The 23,842-nt window shown below is 64.6% G+C and carries 14 protein-coding genes; 4 read left to right on the top strand and 10 right to left on the bottom strand.

The genetic code is table 11. The features are described from left to right. Positions 1-68: 68 nt before the first annotated feature. A complete protein-coding gene (locus DEM27_RS00440; protein ID WP_109456229.1) occupies positions 69-3,569 on the top strand; it encodes a PAS domain-containing hybrid sensor histidine kinase/response regulator in 3,501 nt (1,166 codons plus the stop codon). 108 nt (positions 3,570-3,677) lie between these two features. On the opposite strand, the gene DEM27_RS00435 is transcribed toward DEM27_RS00440, so the two are convergent. After that, positions 3,678-5,681: a DEAD/DEAH box helicase gene (locus tag DEM27_RS00435; protein ID WP_109456883.1), complete on the bottom strand. Its 2,004-nt coding sequence runs from the start codon at positions 5,679-5,681 to the stop codon at positions 3,678-3,680. 210 nt (positions 5,682-5,891) lie between these two features. Beyond that, positions 5,892-6,785, bottom strand: a complete 894-nt coding sequence (locus tag DEM27_RS00430) for an NAD(P)-dependent oxidoreductase (RefSeq protein WP_109456228.1) — start codon at positions 6,783-6,785, stop codon at positions 5,892-5,894. Between the two features lie 210 nt (positions 6,786-6,995). Here DEM27_RS00430 and DEM27_RS00425 point away from each other — a divergent pair, with 210 nt between their 5' ends. Further along, on the top strand, positions 6,996-8,201 hold the full coding sequence (locus tag DEM27_RS00425) for an amidohydrolase family protein (RefSeq protein ID WP_109456227.1): 1,206 nt from the start codon (positions 6,996-6,998) through the stop codon (positions 8,199-8,201). A gap of 122 nt (positions 8,202-8,323) precedes the next feature. On the opposite strand, the gene DEM27_RS00420 is transcribed toward DEM27_RS00425, so the two are convergent. The 5 genes from DEM27_RS00420 to DEM27_RS00400 form a co-directional block, all read right to left on the bottom strand. Next, complete coding sequence (locus tag DEM27_RS00420; RefSeq protein ID WP_109456226.1) at positions 8,324-10,534, bottom strand: 3-hydroxyacyl-CoA dehydrogenase NAD-binding domain-containing protein; 2,211 nt, start codon at positions 10,532-10,534, stop codon at positions 8,324-8,326. A 13-nt stretch (positions 10,535-10,547) separates the two neighbouring features. Next, entirely contained in the window at positions 10,548-11,756 is a 1,209-nt protein-coding gene (locus tag DEM27_RS00415) for an acetyl-CoA C-acetyltransferase (protein WP_109456225.1), read from the bottom strand. 48 nt (positions 11,757-11,804) lie between these two features. After that, a complete protein-coding gene (locus DEM27_RS00410) occupies positions 11,805-12,134 on the bottom strand; it encodes a type II toxin-antitoxin system PemK/MazF family toxin (RefSeq protein WP_109456224.1) in 330 nt (109 codons plus the stop codon). Further along, positions 12,134-12,394 carry an AbrB/MazE/SpoVT family DNA-binding domain-containing protein gene (locus DEM27_RS00405; RefSeq protein WP_109456223.1) on the bottom strand — a complete coding sequence of 87 codons (261 nt, stop codon included), beginning with the start codon at positions 12,392-12,394 and terminating at the stop codon, positions 12,134-12,136. The genes DEM27_RS00410 and DEM27_RS00405 overlap by 1 nt, the downstream gene beginning before the upstream one ends. A 142-nt stretch (positions 12,395-12,536) precedes the next feature. Next, positions 12,537-14,330, bottom strand: coding sequence for an acyl-CoA dehydrogenase C-terminal domain-containing protein (locus DEM27_RS00400; RefSeq protein ID WP_109456222.1), 1,794 nt, complete (start codon positions 14,328-14,330; stop codon positions 12,537-12,539). Positions 14,331-14,644: 314 nt separating this feature from the next. Between DEM27_RS00400 and DEM27_RS00395 the strand changes: the two genes are divergently transcribed. Then, complete coding sequence (locus DEM27_RS00395; RefSeq protein ID WP_109456882.1) at positions 14,645-17,155, top strand: ligase-associated DNA damage response DEXH box helicase; 2,511 nt, start codon at positions 14,645-14,647, stop codon at positions 17,153-17,155. 25 nt (positions 17,156-17,180) lie between these two features. Beyond that, positions 17,181-17,906 carry a ligase-associated DNA damage response endonuclease PdeM gene (pdeM, locus tag DEM27_RS00390; RefSeq protein ID WP_109456221.1) on the top strand — a complete coding sequence of 242 codons (726 nt, stop codon included), beginning with the start codon at positions 17,181-17,183 and terminating at the stop codon, positions 17,904-17,906. 84 nt (positions 17,907-17,990) lie between these two features. Here pdeM and DEM27_RS00385 read toward each other — a convergent pair whose 3' ends face one another. The 3 genes from DEM27_RS00385 to DEM27_RS00375 all read right to left on the bottom strand — a co-directional run bounded on the left by DEM27_RS00385 (position 17,991) and on the right by DEM27_RS00375 (position 23,764). After that, positions 17,991-18,794, bottom strand: a complete 804-nt coding sequence (locus tag DEM27_RS00385; RefSeq protein WP_420028796.1) for a TIGR02186 family protein — start codon at positions 18,792-18,794, stop codon at positions 17,991-17,993. Beyond that, positions 18,791-19,717: a sulfite exporter TauE/SafE family protein gene (locus DEM27_RS00380; RefSeq protein WP_109456219.1), complete on the bottom strand. Its 927-nt coding sequence runs from the start codon at positions 19,715-19,717 to the stop codon at positions 18,791-18,793. Before DEM27_RS00380 ends, DEM27_RS00385 begins: the two co-directional genes overlap by 4 nt. Positions 19,718-19,939: 222 nt before the next feature. Then, positions 19,940-23,764, bottom strand: a complete 3,825-nt coding sequence (locus DEM27_RS00375; RefSeq protein WP_109456218.1) for an SEL1-like repeat protein — start codon at positions 23,762-23,764, stop codon at positions 19,940-19,942. Positions 23,765-23,842: the final 78 nt, after the last annotated feature.

The following is a 23,842-nucleotide window of genomic DNA, read 5'->3' as shown; positions in this document are numbered from 1 at the left end:
GCGGGCAATTTTCAAGCGGGCTGCTTTGTCCTATCCTCATTTTCCCGCATGCGGGGACGGAGGGGGGAATGCTGCCAGGCTGGGTCATATTCGCATCGGCGATCGGCTATCTGCTGCTGCTGTTTGCGGTCGCGAGCTACGGCGACCGGGTGAGCCAGGTCAGGGGCGCGCCCAACAAGGGCCGGCCGATCGTCTATGCGCTCAGTCTCGCCATCTACTGCACCTCCTGGACCTATTTCGGCGGCGTCGGCCTCGCGGCCGAACGCGGCCTCGAATTCGCGGCGATCTATATCGGACCGATCCTCGTCTTCACCCTCGGCATGCCGGTGCTCCGGCGCATCACCGAGCTCGCCAAGGCAGAAAAACTGACCTCCGTGGCGGATTTCATCGCTGCCCGCTACGGCAAGAATTCCACCGTCGCCGGTATCGTCGCGCTGATCTGCCTCGTCGGCGCCATCCCCTATATCGCCCTGCAGCTGAAAGCGGTCTCCAATTCCGTCTCGGCGATTGTCAATCCTTCCGACTACGGCATCGGCAGCGGCAACCTCTATTTCATCGACCTGCCGCTGGTCGTCACGCTGGTGCTCGCCTGCTTCGCGGTGATGTTCGGTACGCGCCACACCGACGCCACCGAACACCAGGACGGCCTGATCCTGGCGATCGCGATGGAATCGCTGGTGAAGCTCGTCGCGTTCGGCACGGTCGGCATATCGGTGCTTTTCCTGTTCTTCGACGGACCGTGGGATCTCTGGACCAAGGCCTCGGAAAATGCGCGGGTGATGGCGGCACTCAGCTACGAAACGCCGCTCAGCCGCTGGATCACGCTGACCATTCTCTCGGCCTTCGCCATCATCCTGCTGCCGCGGCAGTTCCACGTCACCGTGGTGGAGAACCGCACCAAGGGCGAACTGAGGCTCGCCGGCACGCTGCTGCCGGTCTATCTCGTCGCCATCAACATCTTCGTGCTGCCGGTCGCCATCGGCGGGATCATGGTGTTCGGCGGCAGCGGCGATGCCGACATCTACGTGCTGTCGCTGCCGCTCGCCAACGCGATGCACACCGTGTCGCTGATCACCTTCATCGGCGGTTTTTCCGCCGCCACCGCCATGGTGATCGTCGAATCGGTGGCATTGGCGATCATGATCTCCAACGACCTGGTGATGCCGATCTTCCTGCGCCGGAATTTTTCCGACGACAGCCGGCGCAAGAACTTCGCCCGCTCGCTGCTCAATATCCGGCGCACAGCGATCTTCGCCGTCATGCTGCTCGGTTACGGCTATTACCGCTCGACTGCGACGACGGGGCTTGCCTCGATCGGCCTGCTCGCTTTCGCCGCCATCGCCCAGATCGCGCCGCCGCTGGTCGGCGGCCTGATCTGGCGGCGCGCCAATGCCCGCGGCGCCATTGCCGGGCTCGTCAGCGGCTTCGTCATCTGGGCCTATCTCCTGTTCATGCCGAGCCTCGGCGGACCGGATTATTCTTATGTCGCACCGGCCGTGCTCGGCTTCATCTTCCCCGGCACGACGCTGTTTACCGATCCGGGCGCCGATCCGCTGGTCAATGCCGTGACGCTCAGTCTGCTGGTCAACTGCACCGCCTTCGTCATCGGCTCGCTGACGCGCAATCCCAAGCCGGTCGAACGCATCCAGTCCGGCATCTTCGTCAAGCGCCATTCCCGCTCGCAATTCGCCACCCGCGGCTGGAAGACCCGCGTCAGCGTCGGCGACCTGAAGGCGGCGATCGCCCGTTATCTCGGCGACGAACGCATGGAGCGGTCCTTCGGCACCTACGCCCGCACCGCCGGCAAGCCGCTGCTGGACGACCAGCCGGCCGACATGGCGCTGATCCATTTTTCCGAGCAGCTGCTCGGCAGCGCCATCGGGTCTTCGTCGGCGCGCCTCGTGCTGTCGCTGATCCTGCAGAAGGCCGAAGACGCCTCCTCCGACACCGCCTGGCTGCTCGACCAGGCCAGCGAAGCGCTGCAATACAACCAGGACATGCTGCAGACGGCGCTGTCCCAGATGGACCAGGGCATCGCCGTCTTCGACAGTTCCAACCGGCTGAGCATCTGGAACCGCCGTTTCCGCAGTCTGCTCGACCTGCCGGAACATGTCGGCCAGGTGGGTTTCCCGCTGGCCGACATCGTCGCCATCCTCTCCGAGCGCGGCGACATTCCGGTGAGCGACCAGCCCCATGTGGTGCGCAACTTCCAGACCTTCGACAAGCCGTTTTCGCTGGTGCTGAGCGGTGGCGAGACGATCATCGAGGTGCGCTCCAATGCCATGCCGGACAAGGGCATCGTCGCCACCTTCACCGACATCACCCAGCGCGTCGCCGCCGACAAGGCGCTGAAACAGGCCAACGAAACGCTGGAGCAGCGCGTTGCCGAACGCACCGGCGAACTGACCCGCGTCAACCATGAACTGGCCGAAGCCCGCGCCAGCGCCGACGAGGCGAATATCGGCAAGACCCGCTTCTTCGCCGCTGCCGGCCACGACATCCTGCAGCCGCTCAATGCCGCCCGCCTCTATTCGTCGTCGCTGGTGGAGCGCATGGGCCATTCGGACAACAGCACGCTGGTGCGCAACATCGATTCGGCGCTGGAATCGGTCGAAACCATCCTCGGCGCCGTTCTCGACATTTCCCGTCTCGACACCGGGGCGATGAAACCGCGGCTTGCCACCGTTTCGCTCAGCGACCTGCTCGGCCGCATCGAAACCGATTTCGCGCCCATCGCACGCGAGAAAAAACTGAAACTCGTGGTCGTGCCGACCTCGCTGCATGTGCGCTCCGACCCCAACCTGCTGCGGCGTCTGATCCAGAACCTGGTGTCCAACGCCATCAAATACACGCTGAGCGGCAAGGTGCTGGTCGGCGCTCGCCGGCAGGGCAACCAGGTGATCATCCAGGTGCTCGATTCGGGCATCGGCATCCCGTCCTCGAAATTCCGCACCATCTTCAAGGAGTTCGCCCGTCTCGACGAGGGCGCGCGCACCGCCGCCGGCCTGGGGCTCGGCCTCTCGATCGTCGATCGCATCTCACGGGTGCTCAGCCATCCCGTCAGCCTGCATTCGATCCCCGGCCGCGGCACGGATTTCCGGGTGCGCATGCCGCTCGACCTGTCCGTTCCCGCCGCAGCACCCGCTTCCGCCCTGCCCGCCGGCGACACGGCGTCGCAAACGCTCAAGGGTTTTCGCGTGCTGTGCATCGACAACGAACCGAAGATCCTCGAAGGCATGCAGCTCTTGATTTCAGGCTGGGGCTGCGAGGTGAAAACGGCCGCCTCGCTGGCGGAGGCGAACGAGCGCCTGACCGGCGACGGCATGCCCGACCTGATCGTTGCCGACTACCATCTCGACAGTGGCGACGGTATCGAGGCGATCCGGGCGTTGCGCGCCTTCTTCAAGGCCGATATCCCGGCTCTGCTGCTGACGGCCGACCGCAGCGTCGAGGTGCGCGCCGAAGCCGAACGCCATACCATCGCCGTGCAGCACAAGCCGGTCAAACCGGCGGCACTGCGCGCCTATCTCACCCAGGTTTCCGGGCTGAAACGCGCCGCAGCCGAATGACCACAAACGCAAACGGCGGAGCCGGCCAAAGCCGTTCCGCCGCTTTTGTTCGTCGTTTTCACCGTATCTTGCGATGCCGGGCGAGCTTACCCGCCGCGGCAAGCCGCCTTATTCGACGCGGGTCTTGGCGTTCTTCTTCTTCGGCTTCTTGGCCAGGGGTGCACCGGCCGTATCGGCCTTCGGCTTGGCCGGCTTCTTGGTCCACGGCTTTTCATCCCGGCGCTCGGAGAAACTCCGTTCGGCGGATGCTTCCCGCGGCTTGCCGCCGAAGGATTTCTTCGGACGCTCCGGGCGGTCGCCGAGCGGCTTGTCGTCGCGACGCTCGGAGAAGCCGCGATCGGCCGACGCTTCGCGTGGCTTGTTGCCGAACGGCTTCTTCGGCCGGTCGGGACGATCGTCGAAATCGCGGGCCTTGGAGGGTTTGCCGAAGGCTTTGCGATGGTCGCCGTCGCCGGCTTCCGGCGGGCCTTTCAGCGCCGTGACGCGAATGCCCTTTTCGATGGTGCGGTTCGGGCCGATCGCCGACAGGAATTTTTCGGCACTTTCCGCCGCCAGTTCCACATGGGTTTCCTGCTGCTGCATGCGGATCGCGCCAATATCGCGCTTGGTCAGGTTGCCGGCGCGGCAAAGCATCGGAATCAGCCAGCGCGGTTCGGCATTCTGCTTGCGGCCGACCGAGAGCGAGAACCACAGGCTTTCGCCGAATTCCTGGCGGCTGCGGCGCGGTTCGTCGCTGCCCTTGAAGCCGTCGTTCGGGTTGTGGCGATCGTCGCGGTTCGTGCGGCGGCCCTGGTCGAGGCTCATCTCGATCAGTTCTTCCGGCGCCGAACGGCCGGTGTGATAGAGGCGCACGAAGGCGGCTGCCACCTGCTCGGCGCCGTGGCGCTCGAGAAGTTCGGCAACGAAGGTCTTTTCGTCCTCGCCCATCGGCTCACTGAGCGACGGATCGGCCAGAAGCCGCTCGCCATCCCGTTGGCTGACCTCGTCGGCAGACGGCGGACGCGCCCATTCGGCGGCGATGCCGGCATTCTGCAGCAGGCGCTCGGCGCGGCGGCGACCGTTCTGCGGCACGATCAGGGCGCTGACGCCCTTGCGGCCGGCACGGCCGGTGCGGCCCGAGCGGTGCAGCAGCGTATCGGGATTGGTCGGCAGGTCGGCATGGATGACCAGTTCGAGGTTCGGCAGGTCGATGCCGCGGGCCGCGACGTCGGTGGCGATGCAGACACGGGCGCGACCGTCGCGCATCGCCTGCAGCGCATGGGTGCGCTCGCTCTGGCTGAGTTCGCCCGACAGCGCCACGACCGAAAAGCCGCGATTGCCGAGCCGCGCCGTCAGATGGTTGACGGCCGCACGCGTCGAGCAGAAGACGATGGCGTTCTTCGCTTCATAGAAGCGCAGGGCATTGATGATGGCGTTTTCGCGGTCCGCCGGCGCCATGACCAGCGCACGATATTCGATATCGACATGCTGTTCGCGGGCTGCCGTGGTTTCGACGCGCACGGCGTTGCGCTGGTAGCTTTCGGCCAGCTTGGCGATAGCCCGCGGCACGGTGGCCGAAAACATCAACGTGCGGCGATCTTCTGGCGAAGCTTCGAGGATGAACTCCAGGTCCTCGCGGAAACCGAGGTCGAGCATCTCGTCGGCCTCGTCGAGCACCACGGCGCGCAGGTCGCTCATGTCGAGCGCATCGCGGCGGATATGGTCGCAGAGACGGCCGGGGGTGCCGACGACGATATGGGCGCCGCGTTCCAGCGCCCGGCGTTCGGTGCGCATGTCCATGCCGCCGACGCAGGACACAACGGTGGCGCCGGCGAATTCATAGAGCCATTCGAGCTCGCGCTTCACCTGCAGCGCCAGTTCGCGCGTCGGCGCGATGACCAGCGCCAGCGGCGTCGCCGCCGGGCCGAACGTTTCGGCATCGCCCAAAAGCGTCGGCGCCAGCGCCAGGCCGAAAGCGACCGTCTTGCCGGAGCCCGTCTGCGCCGATACCAGCGCGTCGGCAACACCGAGCTCGGGGTCGATCACAGCCTTCTGCACCGGCGTCAATTCTTTATAACCGCGTTTGTCCAACGCCTTGGCAATCGCCGGGACGATGCCTTCGATCTCTGTCATGGTTTTTTGATCTTTCGGAATTCTGTTCTTCAGCGCCGACAGGCAGGGAGGCCGGACGGCATCAGCATAACGGCCAGCATATCGCAAGCCATTCATTGCCGCGGCTCATAGCGTGGATGGGCGGAATTGTCGAGCGGCGATTGCAACATCGTCGCCCGTCCATCGGCCGAAGGTTAAGAAACGGCCGCCCGGCGGCCGTTGCACTGCGTCTCAGGAGGCGTCGCCGCGGTTGAGGTCCTGGACGATGTCGGTGAGCATCGGCACGTAATCGTCGCCGTGGCCGGTGCCGACCGCAAGCGCAAAGGTGTTTCTCACCGCCGCGCCGACGGGATTGGCAGCGCCCAGCGAATTGGCCAGGCTTGCAAGGTAACTCATGTCCTTGAAGCCGTTGCGGATCGCGAATTTGTGGGCATTCGGATCGCGCTCCAGGAACCAGCGCGAAAAGGTCTGGTAGAAGCCGCAATCCATGCGGCCGCCGCGGATGACGCCGTCGAAGACCTGCGGCGTGACGCCGGCCTTGGCGCCGAGCATCAGCGCCTCGGAATAAAGGGCGGCATAACCCATGGACAGAAAATTGTTGAGCAGCTTCATCGTGTGGCCGGAGCCGGTCGGGCCGGTGTGGATGACGCGGCCGGCGAAAGCATCGAGCACCGGCCGGATGCGGGCGATGACGGCATCGGCACCGCCGACCATGACGTCGAGCGTGCCGGCCGCCGCATCCGCCGGCGTGCGGCCGAGCGGTGCATCCACCAGGGTGATGGCCTTCTCTGCCAGCGATGTGGCAAGCCGCGTCGTCACCGAGGGATCGGAGGTGGAGCAATCGACGACGACCAGTTCGCGGCCGGCGGCGGCAAGCCCGTCCGGCCCGTCGATCACCGCCTGCACCTGCGGCGAGCCGGTGACGCAGAGGATGACGACATCGGAGACGAGCGCCAGCTCGCGGGCGGTCTTCGCCTCGCTGGCGCCGACGGCAACAAGATCTTCCACCGGCGCGCGGTTGCGATGGCCCATGACGGTGAGCGGCCAGCCCTTGGTGACGATGTTTTTCGCCATGCCGTGGCCCATCAGGCCGACGCCGATAAATCCGATACGTTCCTTTTCCATATGCTCTCTCCGCCCTTGGTGGTTCGCCCGATCACAAGTAGACACTATCAGTTACACGACGCAGGCAGCCGCGGCAGCAGAAAACTGAGCACGGTCGATGCAGCAGGTTGAAAGCACGGTCGCGGCAGAGCAATATCGCCCCGCCCTGGCGGCGCAGACCGAGCGATTATCGTCGGGCCGGCATCGCCGCCGCAAGCGACAGGAGACACCGTGAAACCCGCCGATACACTCTTCACCAACGCCCGGTTCGCCGATGGGACGCTCACCGATTTTTCCGTCGCGGCAGGCCGCATCGTTTCGATCGGACAGTCGGAAACGGCAACCCCTCAGCCGGCGGACGAAACCGTCGATCTCGGCGGGTTGCTGGTCGTGCCCGGTTTCGTCGAAGGCCATATCCATCTCGACACCAGCTTTTACGGCGATGCCTGGAAACCGCACCGGCCCTGCACTGCCGGCTTCGACGTGCATGAGCGCGTCGCCTTCCAGGCGGACAACATGGCCAAGGCGGCGCCGATGGCCGAACGGGCACGCAAGCAGCTCGACCTGTGCATCGGCAACGGCTCGACCTCGATGCGCAGCCACGTCATGGTCGACGGCTCGGTGGGGCTCAAATCGCTGGAGACGATCCTTGCCGTGCGCGAGGAATACCGCAACCGCATCGATATCCAGCTCGTCGCCTTTCCGCAGAGCGGTATTCTCAAAAGCCCCGGCACGCCGGAGCTGATGGACGAGGCGATCGGGCTCGGCGCCGATCTCGTCGGCGGCCTCGATCCGGCCAGCTTCGACCGCGATGTCGAGAAACATCTCGACGTCGTCTTCGGCATCGCCGAAAAGCGCGGCGTCGATGTCGATATCCACCTGCACGATTTCGGCACGCTCGGCATCTTCGAGCTGGAACAGATCGCGGCGCGCACGACGGCGCTCGGCATGGCCGGCCACGTGGCCGTCAGCCACGCCTATTCGCTCGGCGACGTGTCCGTCGACCTTGCCCGCAAGACCGGCGATCTCCTCGCCAGGGCCGGTGTGGCGATCATGACCAACGCACCGGGCGACCACGGCTTCCCGCCGGTGGCGATGCTGCGGCAGGCCGGCGTCACCGTCTTCAGCGGCAGCGACAACATCCGCGATTCCTGGTGGCCCTATGGCGACGGCGACATGCTGAGCCGCGCCTCGATCATCGGCTATCGCTCCGGATTCTACACCGACGAGGAGTTGGTATTGGCCTTCGACGTCGTTACGGAAGGCAGCGCCAAAGCCCTGCGGCTCGAAGGGTACGGGCTTGCGGTCGGCAACAGGGCCGATTTTGTGACGCTGGCCGCCGAGCACGTGCCGGAAGCGGTGGTCGGCGTTCCCAAGGGACGGGCCGTTTACAAGGCCGGGCGGCTTGTCGCTCGCGATGGTGTGGTCGTTCGCTGAGGCGAGTGGCCAATAATCGTTTGCCGGCCAAGGCCGAGAAAACCCTGTCACATCCGCTACGTGATCCTCGGCATTGAGCCGAGGATCACGAGAGATCATTTGGCTGACAGACGGATACCAGCTCAGGCCGCCGCTTTCTTCGCATAAGGATCGAACCGTCCATAGAAGGTCTCGCCCTTCGCCGCCATCTCGCGCAGCAGCGGCGTTGGCTGGAAATGATCGCCATAATCGGCAGCCAGGCGGTCGCAGAGATCCACGAAGGTCTTCACGCCCATGCCGTCGATGTAGGACAGCGTGCCACCGGTGTAGGGTGCAAAACCGAAGCCGAGGATGGAGCCGACATCGGCCTCACGCGGATCGATGACGATTCCCTCTTCCATGGTGCGGGCCGCTTCCAATGCCACGGTGACGAGCAGGCGCTGCTGCAGCACCTTGATATCGAAGTCTTCCGCCTTCTTCTGCGGATAGAGATCCTTCACGCCCGGCCACAAAGCCTTCTTGGCCGGCTTCGGCGGGTAATCGTAAAAACCCTTGGCGTTCTTGCGGCCGCGGCGGTCGAATTCATCGACCATCTTGTTCATCAGAGCCATATGGGCCGGCTTGACGGCGCCCTCGCCGAGATCGGCGATATAGGCCTTCATGATCTTCTGGGCGAGATCGACGGCGATCTCGTCCGTCAGCGACAGCGGGCCGACCGGCATGCCGGCCATCTTGCCGGCATTTTCGATCATCGCCGCCGGCACGCCTTCGGCCAGCATGTCATAAGCTTCGTTCATGTAACGGAAGACGCAGCGATTGACATAGAAGCCACGGGTGTCGTTGACGACGATCGGCGTCTTGCGGATCGCCGCGACATAATCCAGCGCCACGGCGAGCGCCTTGTCGCCGGTTTTCTCGCCGAGGATGACCTCCGTCAGCATCATCTTCTCGACCGGCGAGAAGAAATGCACGCCGATGAACTGCTTCGGGCGCCTGGAATTTTCCGCAAGGCCGGTGATCGGCAGCGTCGAGGTGTTGGACGCGAAGATGGCGTCTTCCGGCAGCACCGCCTCGACGGCCTCGATGACCACCTTCTTGACGTTGCGATCCTCGAACACGGCTTCGACGACCAGTTTTACGTCGTGCAGGCCTTCGTAATCGGCGGCAGGCGTGATCAGCGAGAGCAGCTTTTCGCCCTCCTCCTTGGTCATCCGCCCCTTGCCGACGCTATCGGCCACCAGCTTTTCCGAAACGGCCTTGCCCTTGGCAGCGGCTTCCAGGTCGCGGTCGATCAGGGTCACCGCAATGCCGGCCGCGGCGCTGACATAGGCGATCGAGGCGCCCATGAAGCCGGCGCCGACGACGCCGATCTTCTTCAAGTCCGATTTCTCGATACCGGCCGGACGACGGGCGCCCTTGCCGAGTTCCTGCATCGAGATGAACAGCGAACGGATCATCGAGTAGGCTTCGGTGGTCTGCAGCACCTGGGTGAAATAACGCTGCTCCATCTTGAGCGCCGTATCGAAGGGAAGCTGCAGGCCTTCATAGACACATTTCACGATGGCGAGCGCACCCGGATAGTTGCCGTGCGTCTCGCGACGCAGGATGGCGGAGGCAGCCGGCCAGAGCTGGGCGGCCGCCGGCGTCCAGATGCCGCCGCCGGGAACCTTGAACCCCTTCTCGTCCCAGGGGGCGACGGGCTTAAGGCCATCCTTGATCATCTGTTTGGCGGCCGGGATCAACTGGTCCGGCTCGACCACCTGGTGCACCAGGCCCATGGCCTTGGCGCGGCTCGCCGTCAGGCTGGCACCGGTGGTCATCATCTGCAGCGCGTCCTGCGCATTGGTCAGCCGCGGCACGCGCTGGGTGCCGCCGGCGCCCGGGAAGATACCGACCTTGACCTCGGGAAGCGCGATCTTGACCGACTTGGCATTGGAGGCGACACGGCCGTGGCAGGCGAGCGACAGTTCGAAGGCGCCGCCCATGCAGGTGCCGTTGATCGCCGAGACCCACGGCTTGCCGCAGGTTTCCAGCTTGCGCCACAGCCAGGTCATGCGGCCGGCGACGTCGAACAGTTTTTGGATGGCGTTGTCGGGGTCTTTCTCTTTCTCCTCCAGCATCATGGTGAACATGCCCTTGATCATGGAGAGGTCGGCGCCGCCGGAGAAGGACGATTTGCCGGAGGTGAAGACCGCACCCTTGATGCCGGTATCGCCGACCACCTGGTCGATGATCGCGTCGATTTCGTCCATGACCTCGACGGTGAAGACGTTCATCGACTTGTCGGGCATGTTCCAGGTCACGAGGGCGATGCCATCGGCGTCGGTCTCGACGGTGAAATTCGTGTAAGTCATTGCTCGTCCTCCCTCAAACCCGTTCGATGATCGTCGCCGTGCCCATGCCGGCGCCGATGCAGAGCGTCACCAGCGCGGTGTTCAGGTCGCGGCGCTCCAGTTCGTCGAGCACCGTGCCGAGGATCATCGCACCGGTGGCACCGAGCGGATGACCCATGGCGATGGCACCGCCATTGACGTTGATGCGGTCGGGCTCGATGTCGAAGGCCTGCATGTAGCGCAACACCACGGCGGCGAAGGCTTCGTTGAGTTCGAACAGGTCGATGTCGGAGAGCTTCAGGCCGGAGCGCTTCAGCAGTTTTTCGGTGACATCCACCGGTCCGGTGAGCATCAGTGCCGGATCCGAGCCGATGTTTGCAAAAGCCCTGATCCGCGCCCGCGGCTTGACGCCCATCGTCTCGCCGCCGGCCCTGGAGCCGAGCAGCACGGCGGCGGCGCCGTCGACGATGCCGGAGGAATTGCCGGCATGGTGGATGTAGTTGATGCGCTCGACATCCGGATGCGCCTCGATGGCGACGGCGTCGAAGCCGCCCATTTCGCCGGGCATCTGGAAGGACGGATTGAGGCTCGCCAGCGCCTGCATGTCTGTGCCGGGGCGCATGTGCTCGTCTTTGGCGAGGATCGTCAGGCCGTTCTGGTCCTTGACCGGGATGACCGAATTCTTGAAGTAGCCGCTATCCCAGGCGTGTGCGGCACGGCGCTGGCTCTCGACGGCATAAGCATCGACGTCGTCGCGGGTAAAACCGTATTTGGTGGCGATCAGGTCGGCAGAGACGCCCTGCGGCATGAAATAGGCCGGGAAGTTCACCGAGGGGTCCATGTACCAGGCACCGCCCGACATGCCCATGCCGATGCGCGACATGCTTTCGACACCGCCGGCGACGACGATATCGTCTGCCCCTTGCGCGATCTTGGCGGCGCCGAGATTGACGGCATCGAGGCCCGAGGCGCAGAAGCGGGAGATCTGCATGCCCGGCGCCTGAAAGGAATAACCCGCCTCGAAGGCGGCGGCCTTCGGAATGACCGCGCCGGCCTCATAGACCGGATCGACGCAGCCGAAGATGATGTCGTCGACCCTGGCCGTATCGAGGCCGTTGCGGTCGCGCACCGCTTCCAGCACCCGCGCCGCCAGCCGCGGCGTAGGCACCTCGTGCAACGCGCCATCCTTCTTGCCGCGACCGCGCGGAGTGCGCACATGGTCGTAAATGAAGACTTCGGTCATCGATATTCTCTCCCTGTCGGCGGCATTGCCGCCGTTCAAAATCCACTGCTATTCAAAAAGTGCCGAGAGACGCGCCAGAACCTCCCTGACAATAAATTCCGGGGCTTTTTCCTCAAAGCGCCCTCCTCTCGCTTTCAGGTCCACGGTGCGTATCTGGTGGCAAAGGACAACGCCGGTGGCCTTCGTCCCCGCGCCGGACAGCGACACGGTAAACCCCCGAGAGCGCGCAAATTCCCCGCCCGAACTGATTGGCGCGATCAACTGGACCCCTAGCTGGTTGAAACCGCGAGGCGACACGATCATCACATAACGCGCCTTCGCCTGTTCACGCCCGCGTGTCGGTTCAAGATCGGCAAACCAGATATCTCCGCGATCCATCAGTCGATGATTTCCTTGCCGACCGAAGGAGCATCCATCCATTCACGCTCTTCTTCCGACCACGGTGCCTCGGGATCGCATTGGGCCAGCAACTCCTCCAGGGTGTATTTCGGTCGCACCCGGGGCACGGCGACAATCTTCCCGTCTTCCGCGATTACATCCACCTTGGAATTGGCCTGAAGCCCGAGTTCTTCCAGCACGGGCTTGGGCACCGTCATCATCACGGAGCCGCCGACATTGCGCAGGGTTGACGTCGCCATTTGCTGCCTCCATCAAAAGTTATATTCTTATATAACTTTTTTCCTTCCCGTAAAAGCGCCATGCATCGCCGGCCAGGGTGGCATTCGCCCGGTGATTCCTCCAGAGCCAATCTGGGCTTTTTGCAAGCCCAAACCAACCGGCTCAAAAAGCATCCGCGGCAAGCGCCATCACTGTGTCGGCGCCAGCTTCGATGCGGGTCTTGCGCAGCGCGGTTTCCGGCAGGAGACGCTCCATGAAGAAGCGGCCGGTCAGCAGCTTGTTGCCGTAGAAATCGGCCCTCCCCTTGCCGGCGGCAAGGCCTTCTTCCGCCGCCTTGGCCATCTTCGCCCACATGTAGCCGAGCACGACGAGGCCGAAGAGGTGCATGTAGTCGGTGGAGCCGGCGCCGGCATTGTCGGGCTTGGCCATGGCGTTCTGCATGAACCACATGGTCGAGGCCTGCAGGTCGTTCAGGCCCTTCTTCAGATGCTTGGTGAAGAAGGCGAGCTTTTCGTCAGCGCGGTTTTCCTCGCAGAAATCGCCGATTTCCTTGAACAGCGCCATGACGGCGCGGCCGCCGTTGAGGCCGAGCTTGCGGCCGACGAGGTCGAGTGCCTGGATGCCGTTGGCGCCTTCATAGATCATGGTGATGCGCGCATCGCGGACATACTGGCTCATGCCGTGTTCCTCGATGTAGCCGTGGCCGCCGAAGAGTTGCTGCGCCATGACGGCGTGATCGAACCCCTTGTCGGTCAGGACACCCTTGAGGATGGGGGTGACGAGGCCGAGGGTGTCGTCCGCCGCCTGTTTTTCGGCGGCATCGGCGGCACGGTGGGCGATGTCGGATTTCAGCGCCGTCCACAAAAGGAAGGCACGGCCGGCCTCGTTGAAGGCGCGGATGGTCATCAGCGAACGGCGGACATCGGGATGGACGATGATCGGATCGGCCTTCTTCTCCGGTGCCTTGGCGCCGGAGAGCGAGCGGCCCTGGATGCGCTCGCGGGCATAGCTGGCGGCGTTCTGGTAGGCGATTTCGCCGATCGACAGGCCTTGCAGGCCGACGCCGAGGCGGGCTTCGTTCATCATCACGAACATGGCGTTGAGGCCCTTGTTCTCGGCGCCGATGAGGTAGCCGGTCGCCTCGTCGTGGTTGATGACGCAGGTGGCGTTGCCGTGGATGCCCATCTTGTGCTCGATGGCGCCGCAGGACACGTTGTTGCGCTTGCCCGGCGTACCGTCCTCGTTGACGAGGAATTTCGGCACGATGAACAGCGAGATGCCCTTGGTGCCTTCGGGCGCGCCTTCGATGCGGGCGAGCACCAGATGGACGATGTTGTCCGTCATGTCGTGTTCGCCGGCGGAGATGAAGATTTTCTGGCCGGAAATCCTGTAGCTGCCGTCCGCCTGCGGCACGGCCTTGGTGCGCAGCAGGCCGAGGTCGGTGCCGCAATGCGGCTCGGTGAGGTTCATGGTGCCGGACCAGGTGCCGGCGACCATCTTCGGCAGGTAGGTGCGCTTCTGCTCCTCGGTTCCGTGCACGAGGATGGCGGCGATGGCGCCCTGGGTCAGGCCCGGATACATCATCAGCGACATGTTGGCGGCGGAGTTGTATTCGCCGATCGCCGCATGCAGCGTATAGGGCAGGCCCTGGCCGCCGAACTCCTCCGGCACGGCAAGACCGATCCAGCCGGCCTCGCAATAGGCGTCGTAGGCTTCCTTGAAGCCCTTGGGGGTGGTGACCGAGCCGTCGTCGTGGCGTTTGCAGCCTTCGAGATCGCCGGTGCGGTTGAGGGGCAGGAGCACCTCTTCGGCCATCTTCGCCGCTTCACCGAGGATCGCTTCCAGCATGTCGGGGGTCGCGTCGGCAAAGCCGGGAAGGTTGTTGTAGCGTTCGAGCCCCAACACCTCGTTGAGGACAAAAAGCGTATCGTTCACCGGGGCCTTGTAGACGGGCATCGTTCCTCTTCCTCCACCACTCTCGTCCGGATGCCTGATCCGGACTTTCAAACTGATACAAAATATTGACGTTCGCGTAAACGTAAATTCGTTGAGCCGTTATCTCTCCTCGCGCGCAGAAATTGCTCGGATGCCTGCGCCTGATCCGAAATGGTACAGGCAGAGTGTTAAAAGCTGCTATCGACGGCACATGCCGACGCCGGAACACTTAATTTTGCGTGACGGCGGCAGAACGCCGCAAGAATGACGAATATCGCCGTGCCAGGCGCGCCCGGCCCTTCTTTTTCCGCTGTCGCTTGCCTAGTTTATGCGGCGTGAATCAGATCGACACAGAAGCCTCCGTTACACTTCCCCTGCCCTTCACCCGCTGGTTTGCGGAAAAAGGCTGGCGGCCGCGCGCCCACCAGCTTGAACTTCTTCGCCGCGCCGAGGGCGGCGACAGCACGCTTTTGATCGCCCCCACCGGCGCCGGCAAGACGCTTGCCGGTTTCCTGCCGTCGCTCACCGACCTGACGCGGCGTGGCAAAATTCCGCCCGGCTCCGCCTTTACCGGCATCCACACGCTCTACGTCTCGCCGCTCAAGGCGCTCGCCGTCGATATCGAGCGCAACCTGATGAAGCCGGTCGAGGAGATGGGCCTGCCGGTGACGATCGAGAACCGCACCGGCGACACGCCGGTCGCCAAACGCCAGCGCCAGAAACTCAATCCGCCCGACATCCTGCTGACGACGCCGGAGCAGGTGGCGCTGCTGCTCGCCAACAAGGAGGCGGAACGCTTCTTCAAGGACCTGAAATATGTGATCCTCGACGAGTTGCATTCGCTCGTCACCTCCAAGCGCGGCCATATGCTGTCGCTCGGCCTCGCCCGCCTGCGCCGGCTGGCGCCAAAACTGCAGACGATCGGCCTTTCGGCCACGGTCGCCGAGCCGATGGAACTGCAGCAGTGGCTGGTGGCGCAGCAGCCGGATGAGGACAGGCACGCCGGGCTGGTGTTGGTCGAAGGGGGCGCCAAGCCGAACATTTCCATCCTCAAGACGGAAGAGCGCATCCCCTGGGCCGGGCATTCCGCCAAATACGCCATTCCCGACGTCTACAGGCAGTTGCTCGATCATCAGACGACGCTGCTGTTCGTCAACACCCGCAGCCAGGCGGAGATGCTGTTCCAGGAACTGTGGACCGTCAACGAAGACAATCTGCCGATCGCCCTGCATCACGGTTCGCTCGATGTCGGCCAGCGGCGCAAGGTGGAGGCGGCGATGGCGGCCAACAGGCTGCGCGCCGTGGTCGCCACCTCGACGCTCGATCTCGGAATCGACTGGGGCGATGTCGATCTCGTCATCCATGTCGGCGCGCCGAAGGGAGCTTCGCGGCTCGCCCAGCGCATCGGCCGCGCCAACCACCGCATGGACGAACCGTCCAAGGCGATCCTGGTGCCGGCCAATCGTTTCGAGGTGATGGAGTGCCAGGCGGCGCTCGACGCCAATTACATCGGCGCGCAGGACACGCCGCCGGTCGGCGCCGGCGCGCTCGACGTGCTCGCCCAGCATGTGCTCGGCATGGCCTGCGCCGAACCCTTCGACATGCTGGAGCTCTATGACGAGGTGATCAGCGCCTCACCTTATGCCGACCTTTCCTGGGAGACGTTCGAACGCATCGTCGATTTCGTCGCGACCGGCGGCTATGCGCTGAGGACCTATGAGCGGTATGCCCGCATCCGCAGGACGCCAGAGGGGCGGTGGCGGGTCTCCAATCCGCAGGTGGCGCAGCAATATCGCCTGAACCTCGGCACCATCGTCGAAAGCCCGATGCTGAACCTGAAGATGGTCAAGCGCGGACAGGGCGGACGCATCGGCCGCGGCGGGGCGACGCTCGGCAAGGTGGAGGAATATTTCCTCGAACAGCTCGCCCCCGGCGATACCTTCATCTTCGCCGGCAAGGTTTTGCGTTTCGAGGGCATCCGCGAAAACGAGGCGCTGGCGAGCCAGGCCTTTTCGCTCGATCCGCGCATCCCGGCCTATGCCGGCGGAAAATTTCCGCTGTCCACCTATCTCGCCGACCAGGTGCGCGGCATGCTCGCCGACCCCGACCGCTGGCATAAGCTTCCCGACCAGGTGCGCGACTGGCTGGAGATCCAGAGGGACAAGTCGATGCTGCCGAAGCGCGACGAGCTGCTGATCGAGACCTTTCCCCGCGGCAGCCGCGCCTACATGGTCGCCTATCCTTTCGAAGGGCGGCTGGCGCACCAGACGCTCGGCATGCTGCTCACCCGCCGTCTGGAACGCATGGGCGCCAAACCGCTCGGCTTCGTCGCCACCGATTATTCGCTCGGCATCTGGGGGCTCGAAGACATGGGGCTGATGATCGCCAACGGCCGGCTCAGCCTTGCCGAACTGTTCGACGAGGACATGCTGGGCGACGACCTGGAGGCATGGCTGGCGGAATCCTTCCTGCTCAAGCGCACCTTCCGCAACTGCGCCGTCATCGCCGGCCTCATCGAGCGGCGCCATCCCGGCAAGGAAAAGACCGGCCGGCAGGTGACGGTTTCGGCCGACCTGATCTACGACGTGTTGCGCAGCCACGAGCCCGACCACATCCTACTGCAGGCGACACGGCAGGATGCGGCAAGCGGTCTTTTGGATATTTCCCGACTTGGCGATATGCTGACACGAATCAAGGGCCATATCACCCACCGCGCGCTCGACCATATCTCGCCGCTCGCCGTGCCCGTGATGCTCGAGATCGGCAAGGAGGCCGTGCCCGGCGAAGCGCAGGACGCATTGCTGGCGGAGGCCGCCGACGACCTGATCGCCGAGGCGATGGCCTGAACAGGACTGGAACCGGACTGCCTTGATGAACCGCCTGGCGCTTGCGCGCGACATGCTTTCGACGCCGGCGCCAAGCTGTGCGGACACCACCGTCAACGGCGTCGCCGCCGTCTGCGATCCGCTCGGCGCGCTCTATCTGCCGGACAGCGGTGTCGTCGTCGTCTCCGACCTGCATCTCGAAAAGGGCGCCGCCTTCGCCCGCCGCGGCATGATGCTGCCGCCCTATGACACGCTGGCGACGCTGACGGTGCTCTCCGCCGTGATTTCCCGCTACGATCCGAAGGTCGTCATCTCGCTCGGCGACAATTTTCACGACCGCATCGGCTCGGCGCACATGCCGGCGGAATTCCGCAGCTTGATCACCACCATGGCCTGCGGCCGCGAATGGATCTGGATCAACGGCAACCACGATCCTGACGGCACCGTCGACCTGCCCGGCACCTGCGCCGACGAACTGCATTACGGCGGCCTCGTCTTCCGCCACGAGCCGCGGCAGGGACTTCAGAAAGGCGAGATTGCCGGCCACCTGCACCCCGCCGCCACCGTGCGCCGGCGCGAAAAGGCCATCCGCCGCCCCTGCTTCGCCACGGATGGCGGCCGCCTGCTGATGCCGGCTTTCGGGCTGATGAGCGGCGGCCTCGATCTGCGCCACAAGGCGATGCGCGGCCTGTTCGACAGGACGGCGCTGGTGGCCCACCTGATGGGCCGCGACCGGGTCTATTCCGTCCGCTTCGGCAACCTGCTCGGCTGACGCGGCCGGCATTTTTAGGCCGCCATTCGCGACGCGGCCCAATCTACCGGCAGCGCTCCACTTCGGATCAGTTGTAATGCCGGATCAATCCTTGCGGAACAGGATGCTCGCCGACCAGCCGGTGATGATGGCCATCAGCACGGCAAACAGGCCATAGGCGAAGGGCGTCTCGCGCGCCGCATCGGTGATCGCTTGTTCGATGCCGGTTTTCACCACCCGCAGCGGCAATTGCTGCTCGCCGACGAAAACGCCGCTCTTGAACAGGAATGCCCGCACGGTGTGGACGCCGTTCGGAATGTTGGCCGGCAGCCTCAGCGTGGCGCGAAACAGTGTCGGGCTGACGAAACGCACGCCGCTCGGATCGCGTTCGTAGAGGCCGTGGGTCTGTTTGAGCCGTCGATAGGCATCGCGGAATTCGCCGAGATTGGCGGCGTTGCCGACAAAGCCGACGGCCCTGAGCGGGATGTGGTTGAGCCCGACGCCCCGCTCGTTGAGTTCCTGCTCGACGGCGATGGTATCGACGGCGCGGGTGCTGGAAATCGAGTAGGATTCCGGCACCATCTCGAAGGTCATGGCGCGACGGTTCACCCAGATGCCGAACAGCCGTTCCTTCTTGCGCACCGTGGTATTGTCCTTCGGGCCCTCGAGCGCCACGACGATGTCGTACTGGCCGATGGCCATCAGCAGTTCGTCGGCATAATCGACGGTGCCGAAGATGGTGAGGTCGGCGCCGTGGAAATCCGAAGTGATGGCGATCTCGCTGGTCGACATGCCGATCTGCAGCCGTTCCTTGCTGTCGACCGTTTCCCCGAGCGCCGGCATCTGCGCCATGGCCGGGAAAGCGAAAAGCAGGGCCGCGAGGGCGATTGCGGGAAGGCGCAGCATCAGTTTCCGACGCCTCCGATCGCAATCGAGAAAAGGTCGCTCGGCGTGACGACGAGCGCCACGGCAAGACGCAGGCCCACGGCAAGCACCAGCAGCCCGAGAAGGGCACGCAGCTGCTCGCCGCGCAGTTTCTGGCCGACGCGGACGCCGTATTGCGCGCCGATGACACCCGCCACCATCAGGATGAAGGCAAGCACGATATCGACGGAATAGTTGGTGGTCGCCTGCACCACCGTCGTATAGGCGGTGACGAAGATGATCTGGAACAGCGATGTCCCGACGACGACGTTGGTCGGGATGCGCAGCAGATAGATCATCGCCGGCACCATGATGAAGCCGCCGCCCACACCCATGACCGAGGTGAGGATACCGATCGCAAAGCCGAGGGCGATGATCGGGATGACGCTCAGATAGATCTTCGATTTCTTGAACCGCATCTTCAGCGGCAGCCGGTGGACCCAGCTGTGCTGGCCGGGCTTCTTCAGCGTCACCGTTTCGTTGCGACGGGCGCGACGCATGGCGTTGAGGCTTTCGAGCAGCATCAGACCACCGACCGTGCCCAGGAAAACGACGTAGAGCAACGAGATGAACAGGTCGAGCTGGCCGAGGCTGCGCAGCAGCGAGAAGATCCAGATGCCGACCGTGGCGCCCACCAGACCGCCGATCAGGAGCACCGTGCCGAGCTTCACATCCAGCGTCCCGCGCCGGAAATGGCTGAGCGCGCCGGAGACGGAGGAGGCGACGACCTGGTTTGCGCCGGTGGCGACGGCAACGACCGGCGGGATATTGTAGAAGATCAAAAGCGGCGTGATCAGGAAGCCGCCGCCGACGCCAAACATCCCCGACAGAAAACCCACCGCTGCGCCCATGCCCAGGATAACGAAGATGTTGACCGACAATTCTGCGATCGGCAGATAGATCGACACGGCAGGACCTCAAAAACAGGTATCAACCCGCCGGCAGCCGGCGGGTTATTGGCGGGTGTGCAAGGCTGAAACCCTGACCCTGCGAAGTAAGGCGCAAAATCATTGCCAAATCATGGCCATGCCATTGATTGAGCCGTGATAATCGTCTTGCGCCCCAAAGCTCGGGGTGTCAATTCTCGGAAACGTCCTAAGCTGTCTTTTTTCCGTTTTTGTGACAGGGCGTCATTTGTTTCGGGCAAGCAACTCCTTGACCAGGGCGTCGGTGATTTTGCCGTCCGGTTCCTGGCCGATGGACTTCTGGAAAGCCTTGATGGCGTTGACGGTCTTCTTGCCCATTTCGCCGTCCGGCGTGCCGGCGTCGAAACCGTTGTTGTTGAGGATCGCCTGGATGTTGCGGACCGCCTTCTTCATGTCGACCGAGGCCGTCTTCACGCCCTTGCCGACCCATTCGTCGGGAATGTTGACCGAGTTGGCATCGGCGTTCAGCGGCTGCGGCTTCCAGAGATCGACCTGGGCGCGGGCATTTTCGAGCTGCTCCGGCCGCATGGCGTTCGCCACCTCGTCACGCTTCTGCGCCGCATCCTTGTCGCCGTCCTTGGCGGCGATGGCGAACCACTTGTAGGACTGTTCGAGATCCTGCTTCACGCCGTTGCCGCGGGCATACAGGATCGCCAGGTTGAACTGGCTGTCGGCGACGCCGAGATCGGCGGCCTTGACGAACCAGGACACCGCCGTATCGAAATCCGGCTTGCCCTCGACGCCGGTTGCCAGCAGGACGGCGAGGTTGTGCATGGCACTGGCATTACCCTTGTCGGCAGCCTGCTGGTAATAGGATTTCGCCTTGGCGAGATCGCGTTCGACGCCGGTGCCTTTTTCGAAAAGATTGGCGATGCGGTATTGCGCCGGTGCGAAACCCTTGTCGGCCGCGCGCTGGTACCATTTCGCCGCTTCCGCCAGATCGACGGGCACGCCGCGGCCTTCCGTGTAACGCGCGCCGATTTCGAACAGGGCGGCCGGATCGCCGTTCACGGCCGCGTCGCTCAGCGATTTCGGCGTGATCGCGGCGGGCACGACGATGGCGGTTTCCTGCACCGGCTCGGCATCGGCCGTCGCAGCCGTCGACGGCTCCTCGATGCTGTCGCCGGCGACGGGCAACTCGCCCGTTGCGGCGGCGGTGGCATTCACGAAGGTGTCTTCGGCCGCAGATTGCCCGGCAATTGCCTTCGTATCGCCCGGCAGTGTCTCCGTCGCCGTGGAATCGCTCGGATTTGCATCCGGCGTCTGGGTATCGAAAGCGCTGGCCGAGTTGTCCAGCTTTGCCGTCGCCGGATCGGCGCCGGTGGTGACGGACGGCGTCGTCTCGGTCGTCGCTTCGACGGCGGAGGGAGCCTTTTCGCCCCGAACCAGCGTGTTGACGAGCGGAACGGCCATCAGCGCCAGCAGGATCGCGCCGACAGCCATCAGGATCGGACGACGATGCTGGGAGAATTTCGCGCCGAACCCGGCGCCGACCTTGCCGGCGCTGAACCGCTGCTGGGCCTGGTCGACTTCCTGGGCCGCCGCCTGAGCGGCGCGACGGGCGGCAGCGATGTAGTCGGCGCGATCGACCTCCGCAGTGGCGGCGACACGCTGGCCGTTCTGGCTGGCGCGGACGCGCTCCAGGATCTTCTTGACGTCCGGCGCGCCGGAACCGGGCTCCAGAAGTTCGTTGGCATCGTCGGCAGGGATCATGTCTTCCGGCGCCAGCGGCGGCGTCGGCTCGATCATGGCGCGTTCGGCGACAACCGGCGCAGACTTGCGCCCGAGCAGGCGCTTGCCGAGGCTGACGAGCAGGCTTCCCTTGCTCGGCATCGCCTTTTCGGCAGTGGCGGTTTCGGCCGCGGGGACGATGTCCGCCTCGACCGGTTCCGGCGCCATGGTGCGGATGACCGGCGAGGACTGGCCGTCGGTGCTGGGCTGGATATCACGCGGCGGATAGGCGGTGAGCCCGGTATCGAGACCGTCGAAATCGTCGAGACCGGACTTACCGCCAAAAGGGCGGGCGGGTTCCTCATAAGCGGTTTCGGCGAAAACCGGCTGGGCGGCTTTCGGCATGACCGGCTCGGATCGGCGCTCGAAGGAGCGATCCTCCAGCGAACGGAACCGGTCGTCCATGGTTTCCAGGCGGCCGGCGATCTGCACCAGCGTATCGTGAAGCGCCTCGAAGGTCTGCTGCGTGCGGCTTTCCGAATGGCGGGTGAGATCTTCGAGGTTGCGGAGGTCGTGGGCGAGCGCCGTCAGCGCCGACATGTCGGCGGGAGCAGCCGCACCGCCGGTCATGCCGTTGCGGGAATAGGCCTCGACCACCGCTTCGGCTGCCTGCCGGGCCGCCTCGATGATGTATTCGTCACTGGTCGCCATATAGTCTTCGAGAGCCGCCATCCGGCTTTCGACCTGTGGCGACAGGCTGTCCTGGCGCGGCTCGCTGATCAGCAGCGACAGATGCGCAATCTGCTCTTCGAGCGCCTTTAGGGCGCGATTGTCGGAGGCCGGTGCCGCCGCCGTCTCGTCGAGGCGCGTGGCGATATCGAGCAGCTGGCCTTCGATCCGCCGGAAGGCGTCGTCGTCCAGCGCCGGAGCCGGGGCCGGCTGCGGATGGAACTCCATGTCGTCGATGCGGCGGGCGAGATAATCCAGCCGCTCGGCCAGCACGTCGTTGACCGAGCCCTGGTCGAGCGCATCGATCTTGCGGGAAATGTCGGAGAGATAACCGGTCAGTTCGGCCGTCGCCGGCGCCTTCTGGGAGCGCTCCAGCATCATCGACAGCTGATCGAGTCGTTCTTCCAGCCGCGACGCGGCCTCGACATTGGCGAATTCCTCGATGCGCGTCGTCAGCGCCTCGATGCGCGCACCGAAGGCTGCGGCCGGATCGGGACGGTTCATGGCGGCGTGGCCGATGCCGTCGATCTGGTCGGCCAGGGCATTGAGGCGGCCTTCCAGACGCTGCACCAGCGACGGATCGAAGGTGTTGGGTGAGCGGTTGCCGGCAACGATGGCGCGACTGATCTCGTCCAGGCGCAGGTCGAGCCCGGCGAACTGTTCGGCGATGGCGTGGTCGTTCGGCTGCATCCGGTCGCCGAGCGTCTCTAGCGCCGAGGCGATGGAGATCATCTTGTCCTCGAGGACGCGGATCGCCGGATCGCTGCTCATGTTGCCGAGATGCGACTTGATGTCGTCGAGGCGATAGGCCAGCGACACCAGCTCTTCCTGCAGCGGCACCGGGTCGAGCGCCTGCAGCCGGTCTTCCACGCCATGCCAGCGGGTTTCCATGCGGCGAACGGAATCCTCCCGCGCAAGCCCGTCCATCAGCGTCCGCAGGTCCTCGAATTCGGTGCGCAGGCCGACGATCTCGCGGCTGGGAGCGCCCTGGCTGCCCAACTGGTCGATGCTGTGGGCCAGCCGCGCAAGATCGTCGCGCACGTCGGCGGCAAAATGCTGGTCCTGGGCGCTGGCCTTGATGTTGCGCATTTCGGAACGCAGGGCGCCGACCTCACGCGAGACCCCTTCCGAGATGTCGCGTTTCAACTCCTGCCGCAGGCTGACGAGCGCCTGGGCGATTTCTTTCATCTGGTGATCGGCAGCGCCAGCCTGCGGCGGCGCGGCCATCGGCGGCTGGCGGCGCTGTTCCGGCTGGGCGTAGCTTTCGCGCGTTACGGCGCGGCGCGGCTCCTGCGGGCGCTGTTCCGAGGGGCGGACTTCCTGCCGCGTTTCGATCCCGGCGCGGGCCTGCGGACGATCGCGGCCGGAATCGAGCATGCGCTGGCGCTGGCGGATCTCGGCGAGCGGGTCGGGCCGGGCCTCGCGTTCGGCGACGGGTTCGCGATAACGGGCGGGGGGTTGTTCCGGGCGGGGGCCATAATCGGCCTGTGGCGGGCGTGGCCGGCTATCGGCACGCACCGGCGCTCCCATCAGCCCTTCGATCCGCGCCTCCAATCCCTCGATCGTGCGGCTCAGCGCATCGAGAGACGATGTGTCGCCATGACGGGAATGATTGCGCGATCCGTTCATAATCCTGCTCGCTTCGACGGTTGCGCCCGGTTTTGCCCGGGCCTTATCTGGTTACGCCCCCGACAGCCGCCATAATGG

It is taken from the genome of Rhizobium album (genome assembly GCF_003122325.1).
Lineage (GTDB): Bacteria > Pseudomonadota > Alphaproteobacteria > Rhizobiales > Rhizobiaceae > Metarhizobium > Metarhizobium album.
Note: the sequence above shows the minus strand (reverse complement) of the source record. Positions and strands in the feature narration are given on the sequence as shown.